Source organism: Spartinivicinus ruber, from assembly GCF_011009015.1.
In the GTDB taxonomy this organism is placed as follows: domain Bacteria; phylum Pseudomonadota; class Gammaproteobacteria; order Pseudomonadales; family Zooshikellaceae; genus Spartinivicinus; species Spartinivicinus ruber.
In genome coordinates, this window is the sequence record NZ_CP048878.1 from 2,646,949 (window position 1) to 2,673,870 (window position 26,922).

The 26,922-nt window shown below is 42.0% G+C and carries 38 protein-coding genes; 33 read left to right on the forward strand and 5 right to left on the reverse strand.

The window, feature by feature from the left end; all coding sequences use genetic code 11:
* The first annotated feature begins 12 nt into the window (after positions 1-12).
* Together G4Y78_RS12605 and G4Y78_RS12610 are read left to right on the forward strand one after the other, a co-directional pair.
* Positions 13-171 carry a hypothetical protein gene (locus G4Y78_RS12605; RefSeq protein ID WP_163833353.1) on the forward strand — a complete coding sequence of 53 codons (159 nt, stop codon included), beginning with the start codon at positions 13-15 and terminating at the stop codon, positions 169-171.
* 24 nt (positions 172-195) lie between these two features.
* Positions 196-971, forward strand: a protein-coding gene (locus G4Y78_RS12610; RefSeq protein ID WP_163833354.1) for an IS5 family transposase whose coding sequence is annotated in 2 segments (ribosomal slippage) — positions 196-511 and positions 511-971 — 777 coding nt in all. Because the reading frame shifts where the segments join, the coding sequence is not laid out codon by codon here.
* Between the two features lie 261 nt (positions 972-1,232).
* Here G4Y78_RS12610 and G4Y78_RS12615 read toward each other — a convergent pair.
* Entirely contained in the window at positions 1,233-2,522 is a 1,290-nt protein-coding gene (locus G4Y78_RS12615; RefSeq protein WP_163833355.1) for a serine protease, read from the reverse strand.
* A gap of 291 nt (positions 2,523-2,813) precedes the next feature.
* Between G4Y78_RS12615 and G4Y78_RS12620 the strand changes: the two genes are divergently transcribed.
* The 7 genes from G4Y78_RS12620 (at position 2,814) to G4Y78_RS12650 (ending at position 6,856) form a co-directional block, all read left to right on the forward strand.
* The gene (locus G4Y78_RS12620; RefSeq protein ID WP_163833356.1) at positions 2,814-3,176 is read left to right on the forward strand and encodes a Ref family recombination enhancement nuclease; all 363 of its coding nucleotides are present in this window, start codon (positions 2,814-2,816) and stop codon (positions 3,174-3,176) included.
* The gene (locus G4Y78_RS12625) at positions 3,173-3,433 is read left to right on the forward strand and encodes a hypothetical protein (protein WP_163833357.1); all 261 of its coding nucleotides are present in this window, start codon (positions 3,173-3,175) and stop codon (positions 3,431-3,433) included. The genes G4Y78_RS12620 and G4Y78_RS12625 overlap by 4 nt, the downstream gene beginning before the upstream one ends.
* Positions 3,434-4,146: 713 nt before the next feature.
* Positions 4,147-4,725, forward strand: a complete 579-nt coding sequence (locus tag G4Y78_RS12630) for a hypothetical protein (protein ID WP_163833358.1) — start codon at positions 4,147-4,149, stop codon at positions 4,723-4,725.
* Between the two features lie 252 nt (positions 4,726-4,977).
* Positions 4,978-5,598 carry a hypothetical protein gene (locus G4Y78_RS12635; RefSeq protein WP_163833359.1) on the forward strand — a complete coding sequence of 207 codons (621 nt, stop codon included), beginning with the start codon at positions 4,978-4,980 and terminating at the stop codon, positions 5,596-5,598.
* 70 nt (positions 5,599-5,668) lie between these two features.
* On the forward strand, positions 5,669-5,842 hold the full coding sequence (locus G4Y78_RS12640) for a YodC family protein (protein WP_163833360.1): 174 nt from the start codon (positions 5,669-5,671) through the stop codon (positions 5,840-5,842).
* A gap of 3 nt (positions 5,843-5,845) precedes the next feature.
* Positions 5,846-6,238, forward strand: a complete 393-nt coding sequence (locus G4Y78_RS12645) for an N-acetylmuramoyl-L-alanine amidase (RefSeq protein ID WP_163833361.1) — start codon at positions 5,846-5,848, stop codon at positions 6,236-6,238.
* Positions 6,239-6,382: 144 nt separating this feature from the next.
* Complete coding sequence (locus tag G4Y78_RS12650) at positions 6,383-6,856, forward strand: tail fiber domain-containing protein (protein WP_163833362.1); 474 nt, start codon at positions 6,383-6,385, stop codon at positions 6,854-6,856.
* Between the two features lie 640 nt (positions 6,857-7,496).
* Here G4Y78_RS12650 and G4Y78_RS12655 read toward each other — a convergent pair.
* Positions 7,497-7,691, reverse strand: coding sequence for a cold-shock protein (locus G4Y78_RS12655; protein ID WP_163836459.1), 195 nt, complete (start codon positions 7,689-7,691; stop codon positions 7,497-7,499).
* 41 nt (positions 7,692-7,732) lie between these two features.
* Here G4Y78_RS12655 and G4Y78_RS12660 point away from each other — a divergent pair, with 41 nt between their 5' ends.
* Positions 7,733-8,125, forward strand: a complete 393-nt coding sequence (locus tag G4Y78_RS12660) for a hypothetical protein (RefSeq protein WP_163833363.1) — start codon at positions 7,733-7,735, stop codon at positions 8,123-8,125.
* Positions 8,126-8,146: 21 nt separating this feature from the next.
* On the forward strand, positions 8,147-8,419 hold the full coding sequence (locus tag G4Y78_RS12665; RefSeq protein WP_163833364.1) for a hypothetical protein: 273 nt from the start codon (positions 8,147-8,149) through the stop codon (positions 8,417-8,419).
* A 40-nt stretch (positions 8,420-8,459) separates the two neighbouring features.
* On the opposite strand, the gene G4Y78_RS12670 is transcribed toward G4Y78_RS12665, so the two are convergent.
* The gene (locus G4Y78_RS12670; RefSeq protein WP_163833365.1) at positions 8,460-9,350 is read right to left on the reverse strand and encodes a substrate-binding periplasmic protein; all 891 of its coding nucleotides are present in this window, start codon (positions 9,348-9,350) and stop codon (positions 8,460-8,462) included.
* Positions 9,351-9,522: 172 nt separating this feature from the next.
* Between G4Y78_RS12670 and G4Y78_RS12675 the strand changes: the two genes are divergently transcribed.
* The 4 genes from G4Y78_RS12675 (at position 9,523) to G4Y78_RS12690 (ending at position 13,548) form a co-directional block, all read left to right on the forward strand.
* Positions 9,523-10,251 carry a phage antirepressor KilAC domain-containing protein gene (locus tag G4Y78_RS12675; RefSeq protein WP_163833366.1) on the forward strand — a complete coding sequence of 243 codons (729 nt, stop codon included), beginning with the start codon at positions 9,523-9,525 and terminating at the stop codon, positions 10,249-10,251.
* A gap of 60 nt (positions 10,252-10,311) precedes the next feature.
* On the forward strand, positions 10,312-10,602 hold the full coding sequence (locus G4Y78_RS12680; protein WP_163833367.1) for a hypothetical protein: 291 nt from the start codon (positions 10,312-10,314) through the stop codon (positions 10,600-10,602).
* A gap of 428 nt (positions 10,603-11,030) precedes the next feature.
* Complete coding sequence (locus tag G4Y78_RS12685; RefSeq protein WP_163833368.1) at positions 11,031-11,522, forward strand: DUF1441 family protein; 492 nt, start codon at positions 11,031-11,033, stop codon at positions 11,520-11,522.
* Complete coding sequence (locus tag G4Y78_RS12690; RefSeq protein WP_222937697.1) at positions 11,512-13,548, forward strand: phage terminase large subunit family protein; 2,037 nt, start codon at positions 11,512-11,514, stop codon at positions 13,546-13,548. Before G4Y78_RS12685 ends, G4Y78_RS12690 begins: the two co-directional genes overlap by 11 nt.
* 28 nt (positions 13,549-13,576) lie before the next feature.
* Here the strand turns inward: G4Y78_RS12690 and G4Y78_RS12695 are convergent, their stop codons facing one another.
* Positions 13,577-13,984 carry a hypothetical protein gene (locus tag G4Y78_RS12695; RefSeq protein ID WP_163833369.1) on the reverse strand — a complete coding sequence of 136 codons (408 nt, stop codon included), beginning with the start codon at positions 13,982-13,984 and terminating at the stop codon, positions 13,577-13,579.
* Positions 13,985-14,109: 125 nt separating this feature from the next.
* Between G4Y78_RS12695 and G4Y78_RS12700 the strand changes: the two genes are divergently transcribed.
* The 11 genes from G4Y78_RS12700 (at position 14,110) to G4Y78_RS12750 (ending at position 21,323) form a co-directional block, all read left to right on the forward strand.
* The gene (locus G4Y78_RS12700) at positions 14,110-14,316 is read left to right on the forward strand and encodes a phage head-tail joining protein (RefSeq protein ID WP_163833370.1); all 207 of its coding nucleotides are present in this window, start codon (positions 14,110-14,112) and stop codon (positions 14,314-14,316) included.
* The gene (locus G4Y78_RS12705; RefSeq protein ID WP_163833371.1) at positions 14,316-15,821 is read left to right on the forward strand and encodes a phage portal protein; all 1,506 of its coding nucleotides are present in this window, start codon (positions 14,316-14,318) and stop codon (positions 15,819-15,821) included. The genes G4Y78_RS12700 and G4Y78_RS12705 overlap by 1 nt, the downstream gene beginning before the upstream one ends.
* Before the next feature lie 56 nt (positions 15,822-15,877).
* Positions 15,878-16,489 (forward strand): DUF1131 family protein, encoded by a 612-nt coding sequence (locus tag G4Y78_RS12710; RefSeq protein WP_163833372.1) that lies wholly within the window; start codon positions 15,878-15,880, stop codon positions 16,487-16,489.
* Between the two features lie 89 nt (positions 16,490-16,578).
* Positions 16,579-17,595, forward strand: coding sequence for a head maturation protease, ClpP-related (locus tag G4Y78_RS12715; RefSeq protein WP_163833373.1), 1,017 nt, complete (start codon positions 16,579-16,581; stop codon positions 17,593-17,595).
* Positions 17,592-17,945, forward strand: coding sequence for a head decoration protein (locus G4Y78_RS12720; protein WP_163833374.1), 354 nt, complete (start codon positions 17,592-17,594; stop codon positions 17,943-17,945). The genes G4Y78_RS12715 and G4Y78_RS12720 overlap by 4 nt, the downstream gene beginning before the upstream one ends.
* 98 nt (positions 17,946-18,043) lie before the next feature.
* Complete coding sequence (locus G4Y78_RS12725; protein WP_163833375.1) at positions 18,044-19,039, forward strand: major capsid protein; 996 nt, start codon at positions 18,044-18,046, stop codon at positions 19,037-19,039.
* Positions 19,040-19,041: 2 nt separating this feature from the next.
* Entirely contained in the window at positions 19,042-19,407 is a 366-nt protein-coding gene (locus tag G4Y78_RS12730) for a hypothetical protein (RefSeq protein WP_163833376.1), read from the forward strand.
* Positions 19,382-19,960, forward strand: coding sequence for a hypothetical protein (locus G4Y78_RS12735; protein WP_163833377.1), 579 nt, complete (start codon positions 19,382-19,384; stop codon positions 19,958-19,960). Before G4Y78_RS12730 ends, G4Y78_RS12735 begins: the two co-directional genes overlap by 26 nt.
* Positions 19,944-20,477, forward strand: coding sequence for a hypothetical protein (locus tag G4Y78_RS12740; RefSeq protein WP_163833378.1), 534 nt, complete (start codon positions 19,944-19,946; stop codon positions 20,475-20,477). The genes G4Y78_RS12735 and G4Y78_RS12740 overlap by 17 nt, the downstream gene beginning before the upstream one ends.
* Positions 20,458-21,003 (forward strand): phage baseplate assembly protein V, encoded by a 546-nt coding sequence (locus G4Y78_RS12745; protein WP_163833379.1) that lies wholly within the window; start codon positions 20,458-20,460, stop codon positions 21,001-21,003. The genes G4Y78_RS12740 and G4Y78_RS12745 overlap by 20 nt, the downstream gene beginning before the upstream one ends.
* A 32-nt stretch (positions 21,004-21,035) precedes the next feature.
* Positions 21,036-21,323, forward strand: coding sequence for a PAAR domain-containing protein (locus tag G4Y78_RS12750; protein WP_163833380.1), 288 nt, complete (start codon positions 21,036-21,038; stop codon positions 21,321-21,323).
* A gap of 4 nt (positions 21,324-21,327) precedes the next feature.
* Here G4Y78_RS12750 and G4Y78_RS12755 read toward each other — a convergent pair whose 3' ends face one another.
* On the reverse strand, positions 21,328-21,648 hold the full coding sequence (locus tag G4Y78_RS12755) for a hypothetical protein (RefSeq protein WP_163833381.1): 321 nt from the start codon (positions 21,646-21,648) through the stop codon (positions 21,328-21,330).
* Positions 21,649-21,693: 45 nt separating this feature from the next.
* Here G4Y78_RS12755 and G4Y78_RS12760 point away from each other — a divergent pair, with 45 nt between their 5' ends.
* From G4Y78_RS12760 to G4Y78_RS12790, 7 genes are read left to right on the forward strand one after another with little or no spacing between them, the layout of a single operon-like run.
* Positions 21,694-22,038 (forward strand): phage baseplate protein, encoded by a 345-nt coding sequence (locus tag G4Y78_RS12760; protein WP_163833382.1) that lies wholly within the window; start codon positions 21,694-21,696, stop codon positions 22,036-22,038.
* Positions 22,035-23,027, forward strand: a complete 993-nt coding sequence (locus G4Y78_RS12765; protein ID WP_163833383.1) for a baseplate J/gp47 family protein — start codon at positions 22,035-22,037, stop codon at positions 23,025-23,027. The genes G4Y78_RS12760 and G4Y78_RS12765 overlap by 4 nt, the downstream gene beginning before the upstream one ends.
* Positions 23,024-23,653, forward strand: a complete 630-nt coding sequence (locus G4Y78_RS12770; protein ID WP_163833384.1) for a phage tail protein I — start codon at positions 23,024-23,026, stop codon at positions 23,651-23,653. The genes G4Y78_RS12765 and G4Y78_RS12770 overlap by 4 nt, the downstream gene beginning before the upstream one ends.
* Positions 23,646-25,055, forward strand: a complete 1,410-nt coding sequence (locus G4Y78_RS12775; RefSeq protein WP_163833385.1) for a phage tail-collar fiber domain-containing protein — start codon at positions 23,646-23,648, stop codon at positions 25,053-25,055. The genes G4Y78_RS12770 and G4Y78_RS12775 overlap by 8 nt, the downstream gene beginning before the upstream one ends.
* 11 nt (positions 25,056-25,066) lie before the next feature.
* Positions 25,067-25,264 carry a hypothetical protein gene (locus G4Y78_RS12780; RefSeq protein WP_163830644.1) on the forward strand — a complete coding sequence of 66 codons (198 nt, stop codon included), beginning with the start codon at positions 25,067-25,069 and terminating at the stop codon, positions 25,262-25,264.
* Positions 25,248-26,414, forward strand: a complete 1,167-nt coding sequence (locus G4Y78_RS12785) for a phage tail sheath protein (protein WP_163833386.1) — start codon at positions 25,248-25,250, stop codon at positions 26,412-26,414. Before G4Y78_RS12780 ends, G4Y78_RS12785 begins: the two co-directional genes overlap by 17 nt.
* Positions 26,414-26,920 (forward strand): phage major tail tube protein, encoded by a 507-nt coding sequence (locus G4Y78_RS12790; protein ID WP_163833387.1) that lies wholly within the window; start codon positions 26,414-26,416, stop codon positions 26,918-26,920. The genes G4Y78_RS12785 and G4Y78_RS12790 overlap by 1 nt, the downstream gene beginning before the upstream one ends.
* Positions 26,921-26,922 lie beyond the last annotated feature (2 nt).

The window sequence follows — 26,922 nt, forward strand, 5'->3', positions numbered from 1 at the left end:
GGGATATACATCATGTCAATCATGAACGAGCTAACCGAAACTATCGGAGAACAAGCAGCGATTAAGCTAGGTCAGTGCCTTGGGGGTGCTAGAGTATACATTCCCCGTGTTATAGGTAACAGCCACCTTATAACCCTGGCTGTAGGTCAAGAATCAGCTAGGGCCTGTTAACACTAATGTTGTTACAATAGGCTCATGGAGATTACAACACAACAATTTAAAATGATCGAACACTTGCTGCCTGTTCAGCGCGGCAATGTAAAACTATCGAATATACAAGTACTCAACGCCGTTCTCTATGTTGCCGAGCATGGGTGTAAGTGGCGAGGGTTACCGAAATATTTTGGCAACTGGCACAGCATTTATACACGCGTTAATCGATGGGCCAAAAAAGGTGTTTTAGATGATGTTTTTTCTGTATTACAAGAAGCTGATGTCATCAATATCCAGGTTGATCTTGTGTCGCTCGATAGCACAATCATACAAGTTCATCCTGATGGTACAGGCGCGTTAAAAAAAACGGTCCACAAGCGATTGGTAAATCAAGAGGAAAATGGTCAACTAAAATTCACCTGGTAGCAGCAGATGATCAAACGGCGGTCACTTTTTCATTATCTCCAGGTCAAGCAGGTGATGCACCGGAAGGTAGAAAGCGATTAAAAAGGCTTGAAAACTGTGGCTGGGAAGGTGCGCACGTCATTATGGATAAAGCCTACGAAGGTGACGAAACCAGGCAACTCGTATTTGATTTAAATATGGAGCCTGTGGTTCCGCCAAAAAGTAATCGGTTATCACCTTGGAAGTATGATCGTGAAATGTACAAGAAACGTAATGAAGTTGAACGCTTATTTCGTAGGCTAAAAGGCTTTAGACGTATATTCTCTCGATTTGAAAAATTAGATACTACTTTTCGCTTTTTTATTCACTTTGCACTTATCGTCGACAAACTAATTAGTGTTAACAGGCCCTAGGAAGATAGCAGACCGATTTAAAGGTCAAACTATTCACCTGCCAGCTAAAAATGAATTTAAAACGCTTAGAAACCGGTTGCTCAAGCAAGAATATGAATCAATAGCACCAAAACTGGGGGTATCTAGGGCTGATCTTATTGCTCTTAAATATGCTTTGTCTAGAAGACAAGTATTCAATATTGTGAAGGGGGCAATTAATGCTTAGGAAGATATAGGGCATATATAATAATATGCCCTGAAATACATACTATAAACGCTTAGCTAGTATGCTTGATGGGCTTTCATAGTATTAAAGATCCAGTCCCTGTATTGATACACGTTAGTAAATATATCATTCGCATCTTTATTACCACACGCTTTTTGTGACCAACTAACAAGACCAATGAGTGTTGCTTTGTCATCAGTTTCAGTAAATAAAGGGCCTCCGCTATCCCCATTGCATACACCTGATTCAGGATGGGCTTTATTTGATAATGAGGGTATTGTGCATATCATATTTTCTGGTGAAACTAATTTATTGTAGCCTTTTTCAATATCTTGAATCATAGTTAGTTCTGCTCGATGATCAAGGCTGGGTTTAAACTCATCGTATGAGCTTTCAACGTCTGAGTAGAATAATTTTAATCTTTCAAGCCTATTCTTTAATTGAAAATATTCTGATAAATCATCGGGTTCTTTGAGTACTGGATTATTTTTAATTTCGTATTTGACTTTATCTTTGGATGGATCCATATCCTCATACGCATCATATGGGGATGGTTCCAAGTCATATATTTTCATTTCTATGTCATTGATCTCTCTTTTTAACTTATACTTTACAGTATGCAAATCTTGGAATGTCTGCTCTTTTTCTAGCAGGTCTTCAGCGGTATCTAACTCGTCGATAAGGGTCTTGGTTTCTGCTTTTTCACATGACTGGTAATCAGTTACCTGTACGTATATATCTTTTCTAATTGATGGTGTTGTTCCAGATTCCTGTTCATCAACTATGGGGACAATAACACCTTGGTATTCAAGATCTGCTAGCTTAGGTTCTCCACCTTCTTTAATAAGTCCCCATCCAGTTACTTTGGCTTCAGTTCCAACCTGAACCGGCTGGTCAGTAATTGTAATGGGAGCTACTTTATTTGTATCTACATGATCTTTTAGTCGAAGTAGTGCAATATCATTTTCACCAAAAGATACTCTTCGCCAAACACTATCTTCATCAAAATACTTTGGATGTAGAATTATTCTGTCAACTTTGCGTGTATATAGCTGTTTATTTTTATGCTCTTCAACTAAATTTGTTGCACCTATTGCTACAGTAAAATCTTTCGGCTTTTCATTATAGACACAATGGGCAGCTGTTAATACCCATGATTGGTCAATTAACATACCTCCACAAACATGACTATCTTTAGCTGCATCTTCATCTGAGTCTTGCTCATCATAATCTTGTAATAATGAGACCATCCATGAATATTGTTTATTTGTATCTACTCCGTTAACACTTGCAAAACTTGGTGCTGCTAATGCAGCAATACAAAAAGAAGCAAGAATTTTTTTCACGAATATTCCTCATCACTTAAGGTATAAGTAAATTAAAAAACGCATTAAATGCTAAGCAATAGAATGTAATGTAGTCAAATTTATAGAGATGTTTGCGTGTTGCTCATCACAGAGTGGCAGATAATGCTATAAGTAGCTATTGACAATAAGTTTTTAACAGAAAATAAATAAAATAACTTTTAATAAGTGCAATATTGCACCTAAACACGCCTCTTTTTTCCCTTCATAATTAACCTAAGTCCTCGGTTTTAAGCCAGTTTCTATTTTTAATTTAGATTCAGGAACAACAAATTGCTATCTGGACGTACAGTAACCAAAGAACAAAAACAGTTCCATGATGCATTAGCAACACATGTCGGCTGTATTGCATGCAGAAAAGCCGGAAACCACAACAACTGGGTATCAATCCACCATATCGATGGCAGAACCAAAGACCATGCTCATTGGTATGTATTACCGCTTTGCGCTGGACACCACCAAGAAGGTACCGGCAATCAATTATTAAAAGGTTGGGCAATCCACCCATACAAAGCCAGATTTGAAAAACGCTACGGCACCCAACATCAGCTGTACATCGAATGCTTACACCTACTTGCTAAAAATCACTGTCCTCTACCAGAAGGATTAAAAACTTGGATAAGGGAAAACCAATGACAACCATCAACCTACAACTAATTAAAAAAGAATTCCCCAAATCAATGTTCAAGCAATTAGCCAAGCCTGCAGTTAGTAAAACGGCAATAAACGTAAAGCCCGGTCAATGGGTATGGGAAGACGGAAAAGGCATCACATACAGCCTAGATGGTGTAGTTGAATGGCACACCCGCAGTGGACCAGACAATGAAGCTCAAGCCATGTACGAAGTTTATTTAAAACTAAGCCAATTACATGGCCATGCAGTAGAAAAATAAAAAAAACATCGCCTCAGTTAAAAGGATGTGGATCACAGGTAAGGCTGAGGCAATGCGCCATATTAGATGGCCAAGGTCCTATGTAAACTGGGTCAAACAATACAACAAGTGATGTTTAAATGTATAGCTAAAGAGTGAGCAATAAATCACAAAATAATACAGAGATGAAGATGAGCCAGCTTGAAGCCACTTTAGAATTTCATTTAAAAGCCCATAGGCTCCCCATGCCAGTAACCGAACCATAAGAAAGTGGCGATTTGACTTCGTCTGGCCTGATAAAAAGTTAGCAGTAGAGGTAGAAGGCGGTGGATGGGTAAACGGGAGACACACAAGGGGTAAAGGCTTTGCCAATGACATGGAGAAATACCACGAAGCGATGAACCTTGGCTGGAACATCTACCGCTGCAACAGCGAGCTAATCCATAGTGGCCGAGCGGTAGAACTGATACAAAAGCTGTTGTCTGTTGGTTCCTAGTATCCGTGCTAGACAGCCTGAGACCAGATTAGGGGGTGAGACACACAACAAACTAAGTACAACGTATTAAGCCTAAATCAGCTGCTAATACCTGAATTAGAGAGGCTAACACCAAATTAACAAGCACAAATCAAGAACACCAATAACAAGAAGAAAGCCTCTAATTTACCGCTACTTATAATGGTAGAGAGGCTGATACATATTAGTAAGAACGAATAAACCCTTGAAGGAGTGAAGTATGGTAAATGCAAATGTAATGGCATTATTAGCCCATGGCAGTATCAATTATGAAGGTGTGCCTGGCGGTACTCCCCAATTAACCGCTGAAGATGTTGCTGGTGCATTGGGTATGGGTAACCTACCTCGGGAGGCGTACTTATTAGGATTGTTAAAGTATGCAGGTGATAAAACAGTATTACATGAGTTGGATACCCTGGTTCAAAAGTATGTGATAGGTGTGGGGGTGAAGGAAAAATGGCGCGAACCATGGCCAAATGACAAAAAGCGCTCATTAATGTTCTTTAAGCAATTTGCCCGACTAATGATTAACGAAATAGTATTTGAAAACCTATGTGATGTTTGTAAAGGCACAGGCATTGATAAGCGATCAAATAAATTCAGAAAGTGTAATTGTAACGATGGCAGAAGACCACTAACAAAAATAAAGCAAGCTGAGTTTTGTGGCATATTTGAAAAGTGCTGGCGTGAACGTTGGTATACACGTTATGAAGTATGCTTAAAGCAAGTTCATAAATGGAACGCTCAAATTATTTTCCATTTAAGTGAGTATTTAGAAAAAAATAAAAAATCCCTTTGACAGGGGTCGGTGAACTGTGTACTATTTCTCCAGAATGTATTTTTTTGCCTAAACTAAAGTACATTCAAGTATAGAAAGTTTCGAGAAAAGCCTCATCAGTCGATGGGGCTTTTTTTTATGCCAAAATTAATCTTTAGTATGATAGATGCTATATGACGCGTGTAGTATAATGCTTCTCCTTGTAAAGCAAGGGATTAAACGATTTTAGGGCTCCTATTCTTGGGGCTTTAGTTTGTGAAGGAGAAGTACCTAGTGATCAAAAAAATAACAGGACTATTGTTGGCTATTTCAACAACTGCATCTGCACAGTTTGTAGTTCCTGAGCATGGAAAGGAATTTCACTTTTTTAGTGCATTGACTTATATGCCTTATCCTCAGCTGGAAGTGGGTGATGTTATATATGCAGATGAGCTTAATTTATGTCTTGATGATAAAAATCAGCTATCTTTAAAAACTGATAAAGCGCTTGCACTTTATGAGTCATCATCAGCCCTGTATAAAATAACTTTAGTATCAAAGGATCGTGTAGCAATTGAACATGCTCTTGAGCAAAATGGATTCATGCTTGATGGACCTGCAATGAAAATTGTAAATAAGCTGAAAACAGAAGACTTGCGCGATAGCTTATGTAATTGGGATAGTAATATAAACGAACCCAATAGAATTGTTATCCCTGGGACTAAATATAAAGTTGAAAGCTTATTTGGTTTCGTTGATTATGAAGGGCTTGCAAATGGGATCATTAAAGATTTAACTAGTAAGTATAAAAAGACTTACGGACCATTTCGTTATGATGTGAGAATGGAGATTAATGATGTAACCCCTTTAGAGCCCCTTGAATATACATCAGAAGGCAATACTCTTGATCAATAGTTTTTAAGTCGTTTTTGTAAGCCCCACATTGTTGGGGCTTTTTTTATGCCTGCACCTAATAGATATTACTATGGACACTACTAACCTGTTTACTGGATCGCTTGTTAGATTAAAGTCAGGCGGGCCAGTGATGACTGTTATTAATGTAAACACTTCAGCTGTCGAATGCCGTTGGTTTGATGGCGCTACTCCACATAAAGACATATTCCCTAAATCTGCTTTAGAGCAAGTTAATTCTTTTTAACCTATGAAAATCACTAAACTCGTTGTGCATTGTTCTGATACACCCGACGATAGAGATATATCAGCTGAGGATATCCATCGCTGGCATAAAGAACGGGGGTGGGACGGCATCGGTTATCACAAAGTCATTAAACGTGATGGCACGATTGAAAATGGTCGGCCTGAATATTGGGTCGGTGCCCATGTTAAAGGTCACAATAGTCATAGCTTAGGTGTTTGTTTGATTGGTCGAGATCAGTTTACTGATGCTCAGCTTGATAGTTTAGAGAAAGTTATTGTCAACTGGCACATTAAATACCCTGATGCTAAAGTGGTTGGGCATTGTGATTTGGACTCAGGTAAGACCTGTCCTAATTTTTATGTACATAATTGGTGGAAAGTGGTTTTTGATAGCTAGGCTAAACTTAATGGTGTCTGAAAGGCTATATAAAATTAAAGTGTTGTTACAAACTGTTTCATAATTTACATATACTTTCAGTGTTGTATAGATTCATAATTCGCCGAAAACAATGACATAAATCAAGTACGAGCGAACTATACAATGAAAAAAACATTAATGATGCTTTTTCTAGCTTTCACACTCCAAACTCCTTATGCTATCTCTGAAGATTGTGAGAGCTTATCTGCAAATAAAAAATTCTTGTGTGAATTAGATGATGCCATCAATAGTCTCCAAAGACCTCGTTTTAGTGACGCGAGTCTTAAGAAGAACACTTCAACTGTAAGTAGTCCACTTGAAAAAATATCTCAATTAAAAGGTGTTAGTTTTGAGTGGAAAAACCCTGAAGAGAGTGATATCGAACACCATCCTCAAGGCAAGGATATTGGTGTGATTGCCCAAGATGTTGAAAAAGTGTTTCCTGAGTTGGTTCATAATATCAAAGTCACAGATAAGAATGGTGCTGAAGTAACACTTAAAAAAGTTAACTATGCTGGACTAGTTGGTGTTTTAATCGAAGCTGTGAAAGAGTTGAAACAAGAGAACAAGAAGCTTCGCGAACAGTTAGGCCTTTAAACCCCTTTACACTTTGATTCCAATTCAAATTAAGCCAGGGCTAATCAGTTTTGGCTTTTTAATTTACTTGATATTGAAATAATTTCACACTAGATCGGTTAGACATTAGAGCTGTGTATTGACTTCAAGTACTCGCTAGATTGACACTTAGGACCTAAGAAAACCTGCCTTAATTTTAACGTAGGTAAATGGTGGCAAGAGCCTTTATAGGTTGCATTGATAATGCAATGGGCTATATATAACTAGTGGGTGACTGTCTCTCTTGTTTTTTCTCTCCTTGGCCAGTTGTGATTAGAGAGCGGTTGCCTTTTCATTGAATTATCCCTGAAACTAGCTATACATATAAATCACCTGTTACTGCCATCTGATTATGAGCTAGCTACAACTCAAGATGGTGCATGGTTGAGCAGTAACAGGGACTGTTCTACACAAGAATGACTGTGCTTTTAGCCACCTCTGTTGAGGTGGTTTTTTTATGGTAAAAATTTTGAAATCAGCTATACATAAATTGTCCGTTGCTGTTATAAGACCGTCTGACCTTAGCATTGCCCAAGTTATAACAGTAACGGACTATTGACTATACTATATACGCGTTACCTACCTATTAGCCACTCTTGATGGTTGGGTGGCTTTTTTATTGTTAACCCACTACATGAACACTAACTGCGCATGGGCCTTTCTTACTTTCGCCTATTTTAAACTCCACTTTGTCACCATCTTTAGGCTCTTGTCCCTGTACTTCTGATATATGAAAAAACAGGTCTTTGCCATCATCGGGTGTGATAAAACCAAATCCTTTATCTGAATTAAAAAACTTAACTGTGCCTGTATGCATTGTTTGTATCATGTGTATAGACTTTTGTTGAATGTAAAATTATGTACTCAATAATAATTAGCAAAGTTTTTGGGCTTTTCCAAACCTATCTAACCAACAAACAGCATAAAGCTGAACTAAAGCAAGCCATCCACCAAAAGCAATTAGATGATATTCAGCAAGGCAACATCAGTGCTTCAGAACTAGATTCTATTAGTATCCAGTCGCGAGGCTGGAAAGATGAATTTTTATTGATTATTACTGTTTTACCATTAGTCATTTGCTTTGTGCCCGGTATGAGTATTTATATTCAGGATGGCTTTAATGCCTTAAAAAACAGTGTGCCTGAATGGTATTTATACGCCTTAGCCCTTGTTTTCATCGATACTTTTGGATTTAGAAGAATACTGCGTAGTGTGTTAGTTCAGTATTTAACGAACAGATTTGGTAAATAACTGACTAATGAGGTCAGAGTAATGCAAAATACTACTAACCACACTCAAGACCATCATGATGATAGGTGGCACTTAGATAGAAAAGTCAGTCTTGGACATATTGTGACAACTGCTGCGGTTGTTATTTCTGCTGTTGCGTTTGGTAGCCAAATGGATAAGCGCATTGACCTAAATGCTAGTGCCATAAACAATATGGACCAGCTGTATAAAGAAATGCGGCGTGAGTTTCGTGCTGATATTGAGAATATTGATAGTAAGTTGGATCGAGTTTTAGAAAGGCTTCCTAAAAAGTAGTCTTATTATGAGTAGCGAAGGTAGTTTATACTCTTTCAAGCTACTGACGAAGTGCTTCCTCACCCGGCCTATACCAAAGCTTTGAGTAGTTAACAATAATTTTTGTTTTCTCAGTTAAAAGGGGATTATTCAAATCAATGACAGTTCTATCTGCAATATTAGCAAGTTCAAATATTTTTTTTGTGGTTGGGTGAGTATAAAAAAGCTTATTAAAAGAACCGTCCTCAATTGCTTTTTGAAGTCCGGCTTGTATTCTCGTTGCTAACTCAGTATGTTCATTGCTAGTGAAGTAAAATATTGGAGCAGGGTAACGTATTAATAAATGAGGTTCTATTGCTAGATCAAACTCTGGTCTGGTTGCAAGCTCTTCAAATGGTTCGTTCACCCCTCTGGGAAAGTAGTCAAATCGACCTTTCTTCAGCATCATAAATAGGCTTTCATATGACGTTGAAATCTGCACTTTTAATCCATTTGACCTAAGAATTTGAGTATCTGGCCAATCATGCCCTTGACCGGCAACGAGCTCTCTTAGTTGTTCAAGAGTGTTGATACCCTCAAAGCGTTGTTCTTCTCCATTACGGATAATAAAAATGCGATGTCCTAACAATCCCTTAAGCAAAGGTATTCGAACAGGAGTAAATAAAGTTTCTCTTTCAATAGATGTCATTGACCACACAACATCTAACTGCCTACCCAATGAAAGAAAAGCTCTACTTTGTGTCATTTTAGATAACGCTGGTACAAGACTGTATGGACCATGAGAATCCACCGTTTTTGACAATGCAAGATTAAGAAGTTCTATGAAGTATTGATTTCTTGTGTCTCTAGCGCTTACGGGTTGAATATGCTTGATTTCTTGAGAGCTTACTTGTACGCAATAAGAATAAAATGCTAGAAAACATATAATAATTATTGAATATATAAATCTCATTTTTCTGTCTTTACTTTATTGTAGCTATCTTTTTTAAAACTTCAGCTTTTAATAAAGATAGCTAAAGCATTTGAAGTGATACTAGTTGATAAATCAGCTTTTTTACCTAGAACATAAAGTTTGTAATCTAACTCATATCAATCTCCTAAAATTATAAAGAATAGAGCATAAAATGACTGACTTACTTCGATTTGAATTTGGATCATTGTCTGTTCGTGTCATCGATAAAGATGGCGAGCCTTGGTTTGTGGCTAAGGATATTTCTAGCGTATTAGGCTATTCACTACCAAGCGCAATGACACGGCATTTAGATGCTGAAGAAAAGGATATGTCAATTGTGCATACCCTTGGCGGAGCCCAGGAATTGCAGACCATCAACGAATCAGGCCTTTATTCAGCCATAATAAGAAGCCGCCGCCCTGAAGCAAAAGTCTTTAAAAAATGGGTTACTAGTGAAGTGCTTCCAGCTATTCGAAAAACAGGTGGCTATGGTATAACCCCAATTGATTGGACTAATACACAGCAAGTGGCAGGGATATTGGCGCAATCAATGGAAAAAATCCAAGAACAAAACCAGCAAATAGGCGCTATGAAGCCTAAAGTTGAAGCGCTTGAGCGCATAGCCAACTCCGATGGTGGTATGTGCATCACCAATGCGGCTAAAGACTTACAGATTAGACCTAAAGATTTATTTAGTTGGTTATCTAAAAATAAGTGGATTTATCGTCGGGTGGGTCATGCTACCTGGACGGCTTATCAAAATAAAATACAGCAAGGTGTTTTAGAACATAAAGTTACTGTCATAGGTCGTTCAGATGGGGCAGAAAAAACTATAGAACAAGTGAAAGTGACACCAAAAGGATTAACACTCTTGGCAAAGCAATTAAATCTGACCGTATAGATTTAACAACACTATTCTTAATATTTAGGTATGGTTTTGCGGTAACAAGAGGCTGGTTGTATGATAAGCTCTGAAAGCCTGATTAAAGGAAAAACTTATTATCTTATTGGTTTTTATGATGATGCTTTAAAAATACCAGATATAGAAACTTATATATATGTGGGAAAGAATCTATTGTCTGATGACGGGGCTTGGTATTTTCAATGTCCTCAAACCTTTCTAAAACAAGGCCCTTTTAATGAGTTACCACCCGGCGACTACTCTGTTATGAGAGCTGATGAAGATACGCTGGAGATGATGTATGACTCACAAGGAATAGTTAACTTATTAACTAACCTTCAAGAAGCCTGAAATTAAATCAAGTATTGAAGATGTAGTTTGGACTTATTATTTAGGTGAACGTTATGCAATTAGCTTTATTAGCAGTTTTCTTTACTTCTGTATTTAATTACTCTATTAACCAGAGCATCAAGCCGAGTAATGACAACAGTCCGACCATTATCTGATTGCCATCTAAGCGCTTGTACCTGGGGACCCTGGGTGATGGTAAGTCTTTACGGCGGGTCACCGCGCGGCTTTCGGCACGTTTTTCGATTTTTTATAGGTGTCACCAGGTGGTGCCTTAACCTATTGATTTTATTGACTTTTTAACGTTTTCACCTGGTAACTTGGCCAAGTAGGTGTTTCCAGGTCAACATGACTTAACCCATTGAATTTACTAGACTTTTTGCGATTTCACCTGGAACATCGCTAAAGGGTTCCAACTGAATGATCTCTCAATGCCTGATAACACAGGGCTTCCAGCCAATTTCAATTGGTCTATCTCACTTATTGCGGATGCATTTGGCTTGTCACGTCAGACTGTCCGAAAGCGTATTCGGCAGGCGGGGATTGAGCCAGCAGGTACCGTCAAAAGCAATCCGGTTTATGCCTTGGCCGATGTAGGGCCTATTTTATTTACCGATAATTTAATTGAGAGTGCGGATTTCACACCCGAAAAACTACCGCCAAAAGAGCGGAAAGACTGGTATCAATCGGAAACAGAGCGCCATAAATTAGCAGTGCAAGTACGCGAGCTGATTCCTGAAGGTGAGGTCCGCGATGAAATGGCCACACTCTTTAAAAGTCTTGTGTCTTATTTTGAATCGCTACCCGATAAAGTGGAGCGAACCCGTTTATTTACCACCGAGCAACTCAGTCTATTGGATGACTGCCACGATAAATTTAGAGAAGAGTTGTATCAGCAGCTAATGGCTATTGATGATGATTAAATATGGCTCAGCCCGAAAAGTGATGCGGGAATGTGCCACCTTATTAAGGCCCCCAAAACGTCAACCACTTTCCCAAGCAGCACGAGAAGTACTATATGTTAAGTCGGGTAATGCCATGGAGCGTTGGGATGGAGACCTTGTGCCTTATATGCATGAGCCCATGGACTGCTTAAGTGCACGTGCTTATGACGCGGTAATTTTTGTCGGGCCTGCTCGAACCTCAAAAACGGTTTCCTTAGTTGATGGCTGGGTATGCAATACCATCGTGAATGATCCGGCAGATATGTTGGTGGTACAAATTACCGAAGAAAAAGCCAGGGAGTTCAGTAAAAAAAGATTAAGTCGAGCCTTTGACAGTTGCCCACCAATAAAAGCGGCTATGTCACCTCGGGCCAGTGACAATAATGTGCACGATAAAGTCTTTAAAGCCGGTAATTTTTTAAAAATTGGTTGGCCCTCAAAAAATATCTTAGCCTCATCCGATTGGAAGCGCGTGGCACTGACGGATTATGATCGCATGCCAACCGATGTGGATGGGGAGGGTAGCCCTTTTATTTTAGCAGCTAAACGAACACAAACCTTTATGTCGTCAGGTATGGTGTTGGTAGAAAGCTCACCGAAAGGGGTGGTGACCAATCCTAATTTTCGGCCCAGCCATCCCCATGAAGCGCTGCCAGCCGATGGCATTATTAGCCTATACAACCAAGGTGATCGCCGCTGCTTTTATTGGCAATGTCCCGATTGCCAAGACTGGTTTGAACCCGATTTTGATTTATTGGTGTATGAATATGATGAGCCTGACCCGAATAAAGCCAGTGAATCCGTCTTTTTACGATGTCCAATTTGCTCAGCGGTGATTGAGGAGCAGCTAAAAAGCCAATTAAACCAGTCGGGCCAGTGGTTACGCCAAGGTGAAACCATTGATAAACAGGGGGTTCGTGGTGGTGAGCCTCGCCAATCCCGTTATGCGTCTTTTTGGCAAAAAAGCCCTACGGCGGCTTTTCAAACTTGGTCGCAACTGGTGTATAAGTATGTGGCAGCTAAACGCAAATTTGAAGAAACGGGGATTGAAGAAGATTTAAAAACCACGATTAATGTCGATCAGGGTAAACCGTATATTCGCCCTCACACCAGTGGCTATGATGCCCAAGCCCTGCAAGATCGCCAGGCCAATTATGGAAAACGGGTGGTACCGGACTGGGTTCGGTTTTTAACAGCCGCCATTGATATTCAAGCCGGTAAAAATGCCCGATTTGTTGTGCAAGTCATTGGTTGGGGGGAGCAATTAGAACACTTAGTGGTAGACCGGTTTTCACTGACACTCTCTAATCGCGAGGACGATAATGGCAAACGACTACGGGTGTCGCCAGGCTCTTACAATGAAGATTGGGATATTTTAATTGAGCAAGTGATATTACGGACCTATCAATTAGCGGATGACTCTAACCGCGTGATGCCCATTATCAAAGTCGCTTGTGATAGTGGTGGTGAAGCCGGTGTTACCGATAATGCTTACCAGTTTTACCGACGACTAAAAAAAGCCGGTTACGCTCGACGCTTTATGTTGATCAAAGGCGCTTCACGGCATACTGCTCCGACCATTAATAAAACCTATCCAGATAATTCCAAGCGCAGTAACCGTAAAGCCATTGCCATGGGTGACGTGCCAGTGTATTTACTGAATACCCATCAAATTAAGGATACTGTCTCCAATTGTTTAGACAGGGAAGTGCCCGGGCCGCGTTATGTGCATTTTCCACGGTGGTTGGATTCCTGGTTTTTTGATGAATTAACCAGTGAACGACGTTTGCCGAATGGTTGCTGGGAGCGACAAGGTTCTGCCCCTAACGAAGCCTGGGATTTAATGGTGTATAACTGGGCCTGTATTTATGAGCGCAAAGCCGATTTAATTAATTGGGATAATCCCCCTGGCTATGCCCGTCCTTGGGATGACAACTCGGAAATTCAACAAAAATCTGATGAGCGTGTGATGCCTAAACGGCGTCGCCGCCGTCGTACATTTTAGAAAACTATAAATAGTCAGGGCAAGAGGCTTATAATTTTCTTGCAATGGTCATTTCTGCTTCGCTGGAATAATGCTTGCCACTGGATAGCGTATATTTACCACGACAAATTCTTTCTTTTTTGGTTGAAAAGCACTTTAGTTTTATTCTATCGGGTGAAGCTGTCCACATTGGGTCATCCTTTAACTGAGAAACACAATTTAAAAGTTCACTCGGTTTACCCGATTGATCAAAGGTGATCTCGCATTCAAACTTAAATTGATTTTTAATGAATACAACGTATTTATCTTTCTCTTGCCGGATGGTCACCGCTCTTAATGAGGCAATATCATTGTCATTGCCGTATAGTTTAGATGTGAGCCATAATTGCTTTTCATTTGCACTAGCCATTCCTGATACTAAGAATGCAGCTAATAATACAGGCAATTGAATTTTCATTTGTTCCTCTTATAAATAAAACAGTGACTATGCCAGTTTATAGCGTAATGGATGCTTGAAAAGCAAATTATCCGCATTTAGGTAACATATATCCATTTCTTGAGAACTCTCCTTTAATAGAAACCATGTCATTTACTGCAACTGATTTAGATGCGATTAACGAAGCCATTGCCGGTGGTGAGTTACGGGTTAAATTTAAAGACCGTGAAGTGGAATACCGCAGTATGGATGAATTAATCAAAGCCCGTCGGTTAATCCAGCGAGCCTTGGCCAGCAACCAAAAAAGCCAGGCGTTTAAAGGCTCTCGCACTTGGGTAGACAGAGGTCTGTAATGAAAACCAGCCCAATATTAGGCCCTAATGGCGAGCGAATAGTGGTTGTGAATCGCTCCTATGAAGGCGCTACCCGTGGTCCTCGCTCTGTGGGGTGGTATGCACCGAGTAGTGGTCCTAACCGTGCCTTGGTCGGATCATTACCCACTTTACGTAATCGCACCCGTGCCGGTTATCGCAACAGTTTAATGCAGCGGGCGGCCATTAATAAAAATACCTGCAATGAAATTGGCACTGGTATTCAGGTCTGCAGTAATTGTGAAGACGATGACTTTCGGCTGGCGGCGAATAAACTATGGGGAATTTCCGTCTCGGAAATGGACCCAGAAAGCGTATTAGATTTTTATGGTCAGCAAGCCCAAATGGCCCGCAATCGTCGTCTATCGGGTGAGGTCTTTATTCGATTAAGAAGGCGTAAAACCAATAGTGGTCTAGCGGTGCCTATCCAAATTGATGTACTGGAAGCGGATTTTGTCCCCATTGAATTTTCAAAAACGTTACCCAACGGTAACCGTATTGTTCATGGGGTAGAATTTAGAGGCGCTTACCGGGTGGCCTATTGGCTGTATAAACAACACCCACAAGATGGTGATAGTGGTGATTTAACTAATTTAATCCGCGTACCTGCCAAGGATATTATTCACCATTACTTGCCCATTCGGCCTAAACAAGTCCGCGGTGAACCTGACAGTGTAGTGGCCTTGTTAAAAGATCGGACTTTTGCGGATTATGACGACACGGAATTAATTCGGAAAAAAGAACGCTCTGCCTATACTGGCTTTTTATATCGAGAAGAAGCCTTTGAGGAGGATTATCAGTTTGATCCTATGAGCGGCAAGCCATTAATGGAAGAGGGTGACATTGAAGAAATGGAGCCCGTTCAACGGATAGCGGCAGGTACAATGTTAAGGGGAGTACCTGGTGAAAAACTGGAATTATTTGATGGCGATAACTCCGGGCAGGGGTATGCGGATTTTATGCGCTGGCAAGCATTGCAGTTAGCCACAGGTATGGGGCTGCCTTACCAGTTATTAACGGGTGATTGGAATAATGTAAATGACCGACTGGTAAGGGGTATCCTCAACGAATACCACCGGGAAATCGAAATGATGCAAGATCACCTGATGGTCTATCAGGTATGTCGGCGGGTATGGCAATGGTGGATGGATACGGCAGTATTAACGGGTAAGCTAACCGCACAACACTACGCTACCAACCCCAAGTATTATCAAACTATGGAAGCTTGCCCAGACGCCTGGCGGCACTTACACCCAGTACAGGATATTCAAGCCCGGCAAGCAGCGATTAAAAGTCACTTGTCGAATATGGACAGTGAAGCCACTGAATTGGGTTATGACATTGATGACAATATGCGCCGTAATGCTCAGGCCTTTAAACGGTGGTTATCGATTTGTCAGGAAAATGGGATTGAGCCGGAAATAGCGGCTGCATTTTTTAATAATCAATCAAATACAGCCAATAATGATGTTGCAGAGAAAGTTTAGATAGTTGATTGCCTTTTACCCCTCATGATAAAGTAAAATTTTTTGGAGTACATATAATGCAACTTAATGCATTAATCAAAAATGCTGTATTAGTTTCGTGTTTAGTTTTATCCGTGGGTTGTTCTAAAGAAGATAATAACAGCACGCCCCCTAAACAAAATAAAGTCGTTAATCTTGTGTTAGAAGAAGAAAATGGCTTAAATAACATTGGCACTAAAATTCCATTTAATGTAGATGATATAAAAAAACAACTTACAGGCTATGTTATCACTGAAGAAAAAAGTGAATGTGAAGAAGGAATGTGTAATTACATCAACATAGGCTATAACAAAAATATACCTGTTGTTATTGAAGGGGCTGGTGGGGCATATCACACAATTAAAGTGGGCAGTTATGATGTAATTCCTAGAGTACAAGGAAGAATAGGCGACTCATTTGATGGGTTTATTTTTTCAACTGACGAAGCAGTATATAAGGAGTACTGTAAGCCAGGAATGGAAACATACTCAGGCACTATTATCTGTTTAACGCGTACTGCTGATAGAAGTAAAACAACTCATATTTCACACGTATTTGCAGGTGAATATAATGGACCTGATGGTGAACTTCCACCACTAGATAAAGTTCAAAACTTTAAAATCGTGTCTACCCTTTGGCAGAAGAAATAGCCTATTACTCAAGTGCAATAAATTAATATTGTCCTAATTAAAAACCCGGCATCCGCCGGGTTTTTTTATGCCTAAAAAAAGGAACCCCAATGACTTGGTTTAATGTAATTGCCCGTCGTAATGACGATCAACAACTTACCGCTGAAATCAGTATTTACGATCAAATCGGTAAAAACTGGTTTTCTGACGATGGTGTGGCCGCCAAAGAATTTACCGAAGCGGTAGAGGCGTTGGGTGATGTCAGCCATATCAAATTAATGCTGAATAGTCCGGGTGGTAGCATCCGTGATGGCATGCAGATATACAACTTCTTACGTCGGCATCAGGCGCAAGTCGAAGTGTTAGTGTTAGCCGAAGCGTCGAGTATCGCTTCCGTGATAGTGCAAGCGGCTGATAAACGGGTGATGTGTAAAGGCGCTATTATGATGGTACATGACCCCATGGCCTGGGCTGGTGGTTATGTGAATGCCCAGCAGTGCCAAAAACTGGCTAGCACCTTAACCACCTATAAAGAAAGCCTGATTAATGCCTATACCGAAACCACCGGATTAGATCGCGATACGGTCGCCAGCTTAATGAGTGCTGAAACCTTTATGACGGCAGAAGAAGCCATCGAAAAAGGCTTTGCGGATGCGCTGGATGAAACCTATGTCAGTAACTGTCGTACAGCCGATCATGACCAATTAAAAAACCAAGTGGCCAATGAATTAAAGCCACCGAAAGCGCCAGCTTCTCCTAAACCAACAACAGCTAATCAATCCAAGCCAATGGATGCATTGGCGTTAATTAAAGCGTGTGATCAAGCGGGTGTGGCTTTTTTAGCTCAGTCATTGTTAGAGAAACAACTCACCGAATCGGCTTTTAAACAAGCACTTAATCAAGCCCAAGCGATAAGGAATGCGTGTGTGGTTGGCAATTTAACAGACAGTGCCGAGGGATTAATTAAAGTGATGCATGATCCCGCCAAGCTGATTGGCCAGGTGATTCAAGATGTCAAAGCATCACTGGAGCCGGATGACCTGAACGGGGAAATTAGCAGTCATGTGAATACCCCCAAAATTAATATCAACGACATTTATCAAGCCAGACAGAGGACAACAGCATGATCCATGAACCCCGTTTTGCCGGTGAATATATCCTACGCGAAATTCCCGACTTTGCCCGCGACGAAAAAATTATTAGTGGTGGTCATTACCCGGCAGCGACAGTATTAGGTCAGCTCAAAGCCAGCGGCCATTTAGTGCAATTAAACCCCACTGCCAGTGATGGTTCCGAAAAAGCCGCTGCCATTTTATACGACATGACCGACGCCAGTGCTACCGATAAAATAGCGGTCGTCACGGCTCGTTTAACGGTCATTAATGGCCATAAACTCCACTGGCCGGACAATATCACTGAGAAACAACAGCAAGCCGCGATTGCTCAATTAGCCGAGCGTCATATCGTCGTCCGTTAATTTGACTTTCAATTTCGCTATAAATTTTCTTATTTTTTTCTCTCCGTTATTTATTTTTTTATCTTCCATTACTTTCATTATTTAAAGGACACTACCTCATGCCTGATTTAGCGCTATTAGCTGAACATGAAACCTTTACTGTCGAAGGCCTTACCTTGGCCATTAACAAAGCCGAATCCGTCCCTGGTCGTATTAGTGAATTGGGTTGGTTCCAAGAAGCCGGAATTGATACCACCACGGTTAAAATTGAATTGAGGGGCCAAACTTTTGTGCTTGTTCCTGCCAAGCCCCGTGGTGCGCCGGGTACTAACCTGGATAGTGAAAAACGACGGATGTTGACCTTTGAAGTGGTGCATTTACCACTGGAGGGTGGGTTAGATGCCGATTCTGCGCAAAATGTCAGGGCCTTTGGTACTGAATCCGAACTACAACAAGTGGAAACCTTAGTCAACCGGGAATTAACCCGGATGCGTCAATCCTTGGATGCCACTATTGAATATCAGCGGGTGGGTGCTTTAAAAGGGCAGATACTGGATGCCGATGGCGAAACGGTATTAGAAGATTTATACAAGCGTTTTGAATTAACCCCTAACAATGCAACACTCGACTTTAAAAAAGACCTACGGGTGCAGTGTGTCCAGTTGATTCGCCAAGCTGAAAAAGAACAAGGCAATATTAAAGCCCGTGGTTATCGCGCCTTAGTCGGTGCGGAATTCATGGATGAACTCATGAAAAATGAAGATTTTAAGCGGGCTTATGAACGTTGGCAGGATGGCCAAATGCTGCGCAATGATTTACGTAAAGGGGTGAGCTTTGGCAGTATTTTATGGGAAGAATACGACGGGCGTGTCGGTAATCGCCAATTCATCGCAGACAATGAAGCCATCTTAGTGCCAGAGCAATTGCCTAGCTTATTTATTACCCGGTTTGCACCAGCCAACTATAACGAAACCGTGAATACCCTCGGCTTGCCTTATTACGCGAAAAAAGAATCCCGTAAATACGGCAAGGGCTGGGATTTTGAAGCGCAATCTAACCCCATTAATTTATGTACCAATCCCCGGGCATTACTGCAACTTAGCCTGAAAAAATAACCGTGGATAAGGTGTTTGCTAAAGCCCAGCGTCGGTTATTAAAACGGCTGGGTGAGTCATTAACCTTGGTATTACCGGACAACCGCACGCAAACCATTCGGGCATTATCCGTCAGTGTCGATCAGTTTGGCATGATCAAACGCAATGGCAATCAGCACCGGGGCGGGATGAAAGAAGTGGATAATACTCGCTGTTATCAAATAGATAAATCGTTGCTGCCAGTCCCATTAAAAGACATCACCTTGCGTATAGCGGGTCAGGATTATGCCATTACCGATCATTACCCGGTGGATGATAACACCCTGGAATGTTTATTAACCCCGACGCTGGAGACAACCCACGATGGCAATGACTGGTCTCGAAATTGATGTCAGCCAAACAATGGATTTAGCCACGGAATCGTTGCTACTGACACCCAAACAATTAGAAAAAGCCGCTAACCGGGCGGCAGTTAAAGCCTGCCAATGGTTAAGAACCCATTCGGCCCGGGAAATTGGCCAAACCCTGAATATTAAGCGTTCCGTACTCAAACAACGCATGAAAATTTATCCCCGCTACCGGGAAGGCCAAGTGAAGTTCTGGGTCGGGTTAAACCGGATAGGTGCCCATCGGTTGGGTAATCCGACAGTGGCCAAACAAGGGGTGAAAGTAGGGCGGCGATATTATGCGGGGGCTTTTATTGAGCCGATGCGCTCTGATCAATTATTGGTGTTTAAACGCAAACCGGAAGCCCGTTATGCCCAAGGCCGTGATAGCCAAGGACGATTAAGACGACACCGGTTGCCCATTGAACTGGTCTCAGAAACGATAGAAGCCCCAGCGTTGGATATTATTCAACAGTGGGAACGGCGAGTATTACACCGCTTTCAGGAACTATTGGATCATGAGGTGGAGGCTTTAATTAATGGACACGTTACATAACCCAGGTGATTATTATCAGGCGATTAAAAACACCTTAAATCAAACACTGCACACGTCGTGTCATGTGGGTAGCTATGCTGAATATGGGCGACTGGAATTAAAAGACACGGCCTTGGTATTAATTGAGTTTGAGCAATCGACGTTATTGTCACCCAATCATGAAGGCCGTTTAGGTCATCAATTTGAGATGGTGTTGCATGCGATTGTGAGTGGCCAATATGACCAACCAGAAATTAAAGCCCTTAATTTAGCCGCTTATTTAGAGCGGGTGATTGTGCATCATACTTGGGGATTACCCAGCAATCAGGTGTCTTTACCGGATGAGATTCGCACGGTACCCGGTGGCTTTGATCGCCAACATGATATTGGCTACGAATCCTGGTGTGTATTGTTCTCGCAAAAGGTGTATATAGGTCCCAGTGAGTTAGAAGACGATCCACCGGTTAAAGGCATTTGGTGGGCAGATAATCCCATTAATCCAGCCGACGAAAAAGAATATGAACGGTTCCCTAATTGAGATTATCGAATCGGTGGTGCAACGGTATTTACTGGAATACCAGGATAAAATAGCGGAACTGGTGGAAGAAGCCGACGAGATTTACCGGCGATTAGGCAATCAAATTCGGGTGGGTACGGTGGCTGCCGTTGATCCCCCAAATGCCTTAGTCAAAATAAAACATGGTGATAATTTATCACCGTTTATTCGTTTTTTTGTGCCCGCTGCAGGCCAAGTGAAAGAGTACCGTTGTCCGTCTGTGGGTGAACAAAGTTTATTAATTAACTATGCCGCCGGGGATAACTCCAGTCAGGCCTTTGCACTCTGTGGTTTTTATTGTGATCAATTCCCACCACCCTCAACCAACTTACACGAACATTGTCGGGTGTATCCTAATGGCACTCAAGTAACGATGAATCATCAAAATAACCAAGCGGTGATTAATCATGTGGGCGATTTAACCATTAAAACCACTGGTAATTTAATCTTGGATATTGGTGGCATCATTACCGAAAAAGCCCAGCAGCATATTGCTAATAAACGTTAATTATTTTCTTCCTTTTTAATTCTTATTTTCCTATGCAACCTATTTGCTTATTAGGCGACTCTTGTACCGGTCATGCCGATTTTCCGCCGCGTAATAATACCGGCTCGGATCATTATTTAGTGATCAATGGCCGTCCGGTGCATTGTGTCGGTCATGGTTGGGCGGATCACTGTAACCCGGTGCCCGTTTGTCATGCTGGGGTTTTAGCCGCTGGCTCGGCTTATATGACGGTTAATGGTAACGCTGTGGCCCGCATTGGTGATCCGATCAGTTGTGGTAGTCAAGTCGCCACGGGCGACAGTTATTGGGTATTAGACTGACTGATTAAATCACTAAGTCGCAACTCATGTTAGTGGCTAATTTTTCAAATGTGATCATTGATTTTTTTACAGAATTAACCAGTTTCTTTTTTTCTTTTTCGCTGCATACATTGCTGGTTAACATCGTTTTTAAATGGTCCTGCAACGAAACAATGTTTTTATTAAAAGCACCGCAATCTTTGTCGGCTGCACTTCTGGCTATGTCTGCTCTTAGTTGATACGACTGATGCATTTGAATAGGGCAAGCTAAGTCCTCCAGTGAGTAACTTGGTTGAGTAATAGACAAGCCGAGTGTGCAGGAAACGATCAGTAAAGACTTCTTCATAACGCGATCCAATAAAAAGTTGGGCGAATCTTAACGAGATTATCCATGACAATGCAAGGTGTTGATCGTACGACAGGTAAAACCTTATCCGGTCTTACCCAATTAAAAAGCCGCCTACAACAGGTGTTAAGTACCCCAATAGGAGCACGGATTAAACGCCGGGCGTTTGGTTCCCGGGTACCGGATTTATTAGGCCGTAATGTCAGCCCCGAAGCTGCATTGAAAGCCCAGGTGTATACCTTGGAAGCGTTAATTAATCCGGCGAATGGGGTATTGGATTTTCAGTGTCAGGTATGTCGCGTCACCGTTAATAGCGATCACACTGGCTTTGCCATTTATTTACAAGGGTTATGGCAAGACCAATTAATTACTTTGGAGTTTGCCTTATGATGATTCCCGGCCATAACCAGCTGGCCATGCCTGAAGCCTTGGAAGTGCCCGATTATGAAAACCTATTCACCGAATATAAACAACGGGTCGTCGAGTTTATTGCTAAACAGGATCAAACCCAGGCTAAGGAGGTAGCCACCACCCTGGAAAACGATGCGGAAATAATCACTAAGCTATTACAAGCTTTGGTATATATCCGCCAGCATGATATTCGACAACTGAATTATCAAGCCCAGCAGATGTTTGCCTGGTGGGCTAAAGGCTCCAATTTAGATGCGGTGGTGAGTAATTTAGGCTTAGAACGCCACCCCAATGAGAGTGATGATGATTTACGGCTGCGGTATTTTTTAGCGCCTTATGCGTTTTCGGTGGCTGGACCCCATAAGGCGTATGTTTATCATGCCTTAATGTTGGGAGAAAAGCCCGATATTACCCTGGAAAAAACCTCACCCACGGAATTTAATTTACGCTATCAGTTTCGTGACAATGGCTTAGCCAGCCAGATTAAATCCGCCACGGCGATTCGACCAGAGCCGGGGAAGGTGATTATTACCTTATTGGCCTACGATCAATTACAACTAGCCTTTGCGGAAACCGAAGCAGCCAAAAAAACACTTAAACAAAAGCTTGATACGTTATTAGAAAACGCTAACGCCTATTTTGCTCGGGATGATGTAGCCCCCGCCACCGATCAGATTACCGTGCAGTTAGCCGAATTAATTCCCTATACGGTGGATGTAGAGTGTTATGTCTATTCAGGACCGGATGCTGGACTGACGCAACAGAGTGCTAAACAGGCGCTAGAAAATTACACCGACCAACAATTTACCTTACACGCCGCCATTGATGCCGGGCAAATTTACCATGTGCTTCACCAATCGGGTGCAGTGCAAGTCGATTTAATGCAACCAGAAAAACGCTTAATCACTACCCAACAGCAAGCGCCGTATTGCACGGGTATTAACATCACCATGAAAACCCTATCATGAATACCGACCATTACAGTATTTTACCCGACAATAAATCCTTATTAGAACGAGGCTTAGAGGTAGGGTTTTATGAGTTACTACAAAATATTAGCAGTCCTTATCCCACGTTATTAAACCCCAAGGAGACACCAGAGAAATTATTGCCCCATTTAGCCCAAGATCGGGGCGTCACCGATTGGCCCATGGAAGCCAGCGAAGCCGAAAAACGCCATACCATTGAAGCGATCTGGCCCATACGCCGCAAGGCGGGTACCGCTTGTGCAATTAAAATGGCGGTGGAAACCCTGGGTTATGAAGCGACGATATTACCCTGGTATGAAACCAATCAAACGCCGTATACCTTCGAATTACTGGTGTTTTTAGACGGTAAAAACCTCCCTGAAAATATCGAGCAACGGATCAGTGCCCGGTTGGAAGAAGCAGTCAGTCTTCGTGATCAATACACGATTAATTATTCCCGCTCTGAAACCAGTGAATTAACAACCGGCGTCGCGACGGAGTGCTGGGAAGTCATCGATGTGGCTCCCTACCAACCGGAGCAACTCGACTCATCCAGTCAGTTTTATAGTGGCAGTCACTTTGCCCAACTTGAAATCATTACACTCCAGGTAACCCCGAATGAATGATAATTATTGTTTAATTACCAACAAAGGCTTAGAAAAAGAAGCCCGTGCCCGGGTCGATAATACCAAAATTAAATTAGTGGAATTTGCTGTCGGCGATGGGGAATTACCCGATAATAAAGCTGAAGTCTCTGCCCGTACTGCACTTATGAATCAGCAATTTCGCGCCGCCGTTAATGGCGTATTTATCGACAGTAAACACCCCAAGCAAATTAAAATCAATGCAGTGGTTCCTCATGATGTGGGCGGTTGGTTTATTCGCGAAGTGGGGATTTATGATGCCGATGGGGATTTATACGCCATTGGTCGAGTAGACCCGACCTTTAAAAATGAGCCGGATTCAGGCGCTAAAAAACAAGTGGGTTTTAATTTTTATATTGCTTCGGCTAATGCGGCGCAGATCACCTTAACCATTGATCCTGATACCGTCTATGCCACCCGGGATATGCTGACCGCCACAATTGAAATGCATGTCAGTCAGGTGGACCCTCATCCACAATATATTCCAAAAAGCCAGCTGGGAAAAAATAAAGGACAAATCCCGGTGGTGGGTGATTTTGGGTTAGGGGAATTAATTCAGGAAAATAAACCTGATATCGATACCCTAAAAAGCTTTGGTTTTTACCATATCACTGAAGCGGCGGGTACCTTGCCATTAGGCTATGGGGTGAATGATCTAGAATCCGAGTTTTATTTAGAAGTGTTAGCGGGCGGAGACAAATTAATTTACCAACGCTTACAACCCGTGAATGAAAATAGAAAATTCGAACGACGTTTTGTTGAGGACAGTTGGCAACCCTGGCGAGAAATCGCTTTTTTAGACGATTTAAAAAGCCATCTGTCCGCCCATGAAGCTTTGCCTGATCCTCATCCGCAGTATGTTAAAAAAGCCACCTATGACTATGAAAAGCATTTTACCGGGGAGCCATTAGAAGCCGGATCAATTGCCCATAATGTATTTCAAGGTTATGTGGTGCGATGTAGTTTATATGGGGACGATGATAGTGGTCATGCCGGTGGAGATTTTGAACCAACATTTTTAAATACGGATAAAGATGTCTATTGCCATTTTATTTTGCCATTAAATACCCGGCGTGACTCCCGTATGTTTTGGTTTAAAGTGCGCGGTTATAGTAATGGCTCGGCTAAAGCCATTGATGCCACGGTGTTTGGTTATTGCATTGCAGAGGAACGGCGTTTAAAAAAACACGGTGCTACTGGTAACTGTGATCCGCTGGTCTATGAAGATCGACACGGGAATGTGATTTTTAGGCTACATTTTCCTGATATTTATTACACCACACTCGCCATTGATTATATGAAAGTCGGCAATGGTCGTGACTTTACACGTGGTGAAATCAAAAGCGAAATTTCCAAAGAAAAAACCATCACTTACAACGGTTAATACTATTCACCATGAATAAAAAACAATACCACATTGCCCGGGGATTCCCGTGGCGAGGGAGTTGGGTTGATCCAGGTGAAGTCATTCAATTAATACCCTGTGAAGCGGCCCAATTACTCCGCACCCAATTTATTCAGCCGGTAACGGTTGAGGTACCTGAAAGACGCACTCGACGCAAAAGGAACAATAGCGATGCCCCAGATAACTAATTTTGAACATAACGGGATTACCGTTATTACTAATGAGCCGCCCCCGCCATTGGGTCCGCCGGGTGAAAACGTGGTGGCTTGGGTCGTCACCGCCCCTGATAAACATGAATCGGTGCCATTAAACTGCCCGTATCGCGTCTCTAATTCCACGACAGCCGCTTTATTGGATAGTAAAGGTGATGAGCGTGGCACTGGTTGGCATGCGGCGATTCAAACACTGCAACGCACCCGGGTGCCCCAGTATTTTATTGTGGTGGAAGAAGGGGCCGACGAAGCGGAAACCACCAAAAACATTATCGGTGGGGTTGATACGGATACCCGACAGTTAACGGGCATTTCGGCGTTGGCGTTATGCTCCGAACGTCCAACCCTAATTGCCGCCCCTGGGTTTAGTCATCAAAAGTCGGTGGTGGATGCTTTAGCCTCCATGGCGAATAAATTACGTTGTCGGGTCATTGCTGATGGCCCTGCACAGAATATTAAGCAAGCCACGAAATATTCCGAGCAGTTTGGCGGTGACGGTACGGGGCATGATCGGGTGTATCTTGTGGAACCGATGCCCGCCATTTACAGTAAAAAAGCCCAGGGTAATATTTATGTTCCCGCTAGCACTTTAGCGATGGGCGCGGTAGCGGCGGTAAAACCCTGGGAAAGCCCGGGTAACCAAGGGATTTATATTCAGGATGTGTCGTATCACATTGACTACAACATTATTGATAAATCCACTGATGGTAACTTGCTCAATAAACATGGTATTTCCTATTTTGCCCGCACCAGTGACGGTTGGCGTTTAATCGGTAACCGGACAGTGACTGGCGATTTTATTTCCCATATCGGATTAAAAGACGCCATTGCCAGAAAGTTAGAGGCAGCCAGCCAGCGGGCGATGAGTAAAAACCTGACCATGTCTTTTATGGAACAGGAAATTACCAAAGTCGATTTATTTATGCAGGATTTAGTCGCCTCTGAAATTATCCCCGGTGGGAAGGTGTATCTTCATCCTGAGTTAAATACGGTGAGCCGCTATAAAAACGGCAGTTGGTATATTGTGGTTGAGTATGGTCGTTATAGTCCGAACGAGCACATGATTTACCATGTGAATGCCAGTGACAATATTATTGAAGAATTCTTAGAGGAGGTCTTAAGCTAATGGCTGAACAACGTTATCGCACGATGTTAAGTGCCAATGTTAACGGGCATCCGTTAATGGCCGAGGTAGAAGAATTTACCCCACCTGAATTAAAACACAAAATGGAAGACAGCCAGGGCGGTAAATTTATTCCTGATGAAGTCTGGGTGGGCTTAGAAAAGCTCACCTTTGAATTAAAAATTGCCGGGGCGGGTGTAGAACTATTACAGCAATACGGCTTAAAACACGGGGAAATCTGCCAGGTGGATATTAAAGCCGCCGAGCGGGATAAAGACGGCGGTAAGTTTATTATTCACTACAGTTTATCCGGCCAACTCACCGGCATTAAAGAAGAAGCCATTAAGATGGGCAGTAAACCCGAAGTGACCATCAGTGGCAGCTGTATCGCCTTTAAGAAAACCGAAAATGGCAAAACCCTCTGTGATATTAATACCCGTACCCAGAAAATCGATTTAGGTCAGGGGGATATTTTTGCGGAGGATCGGCGGGGATTAGGTTTACCTTGAAT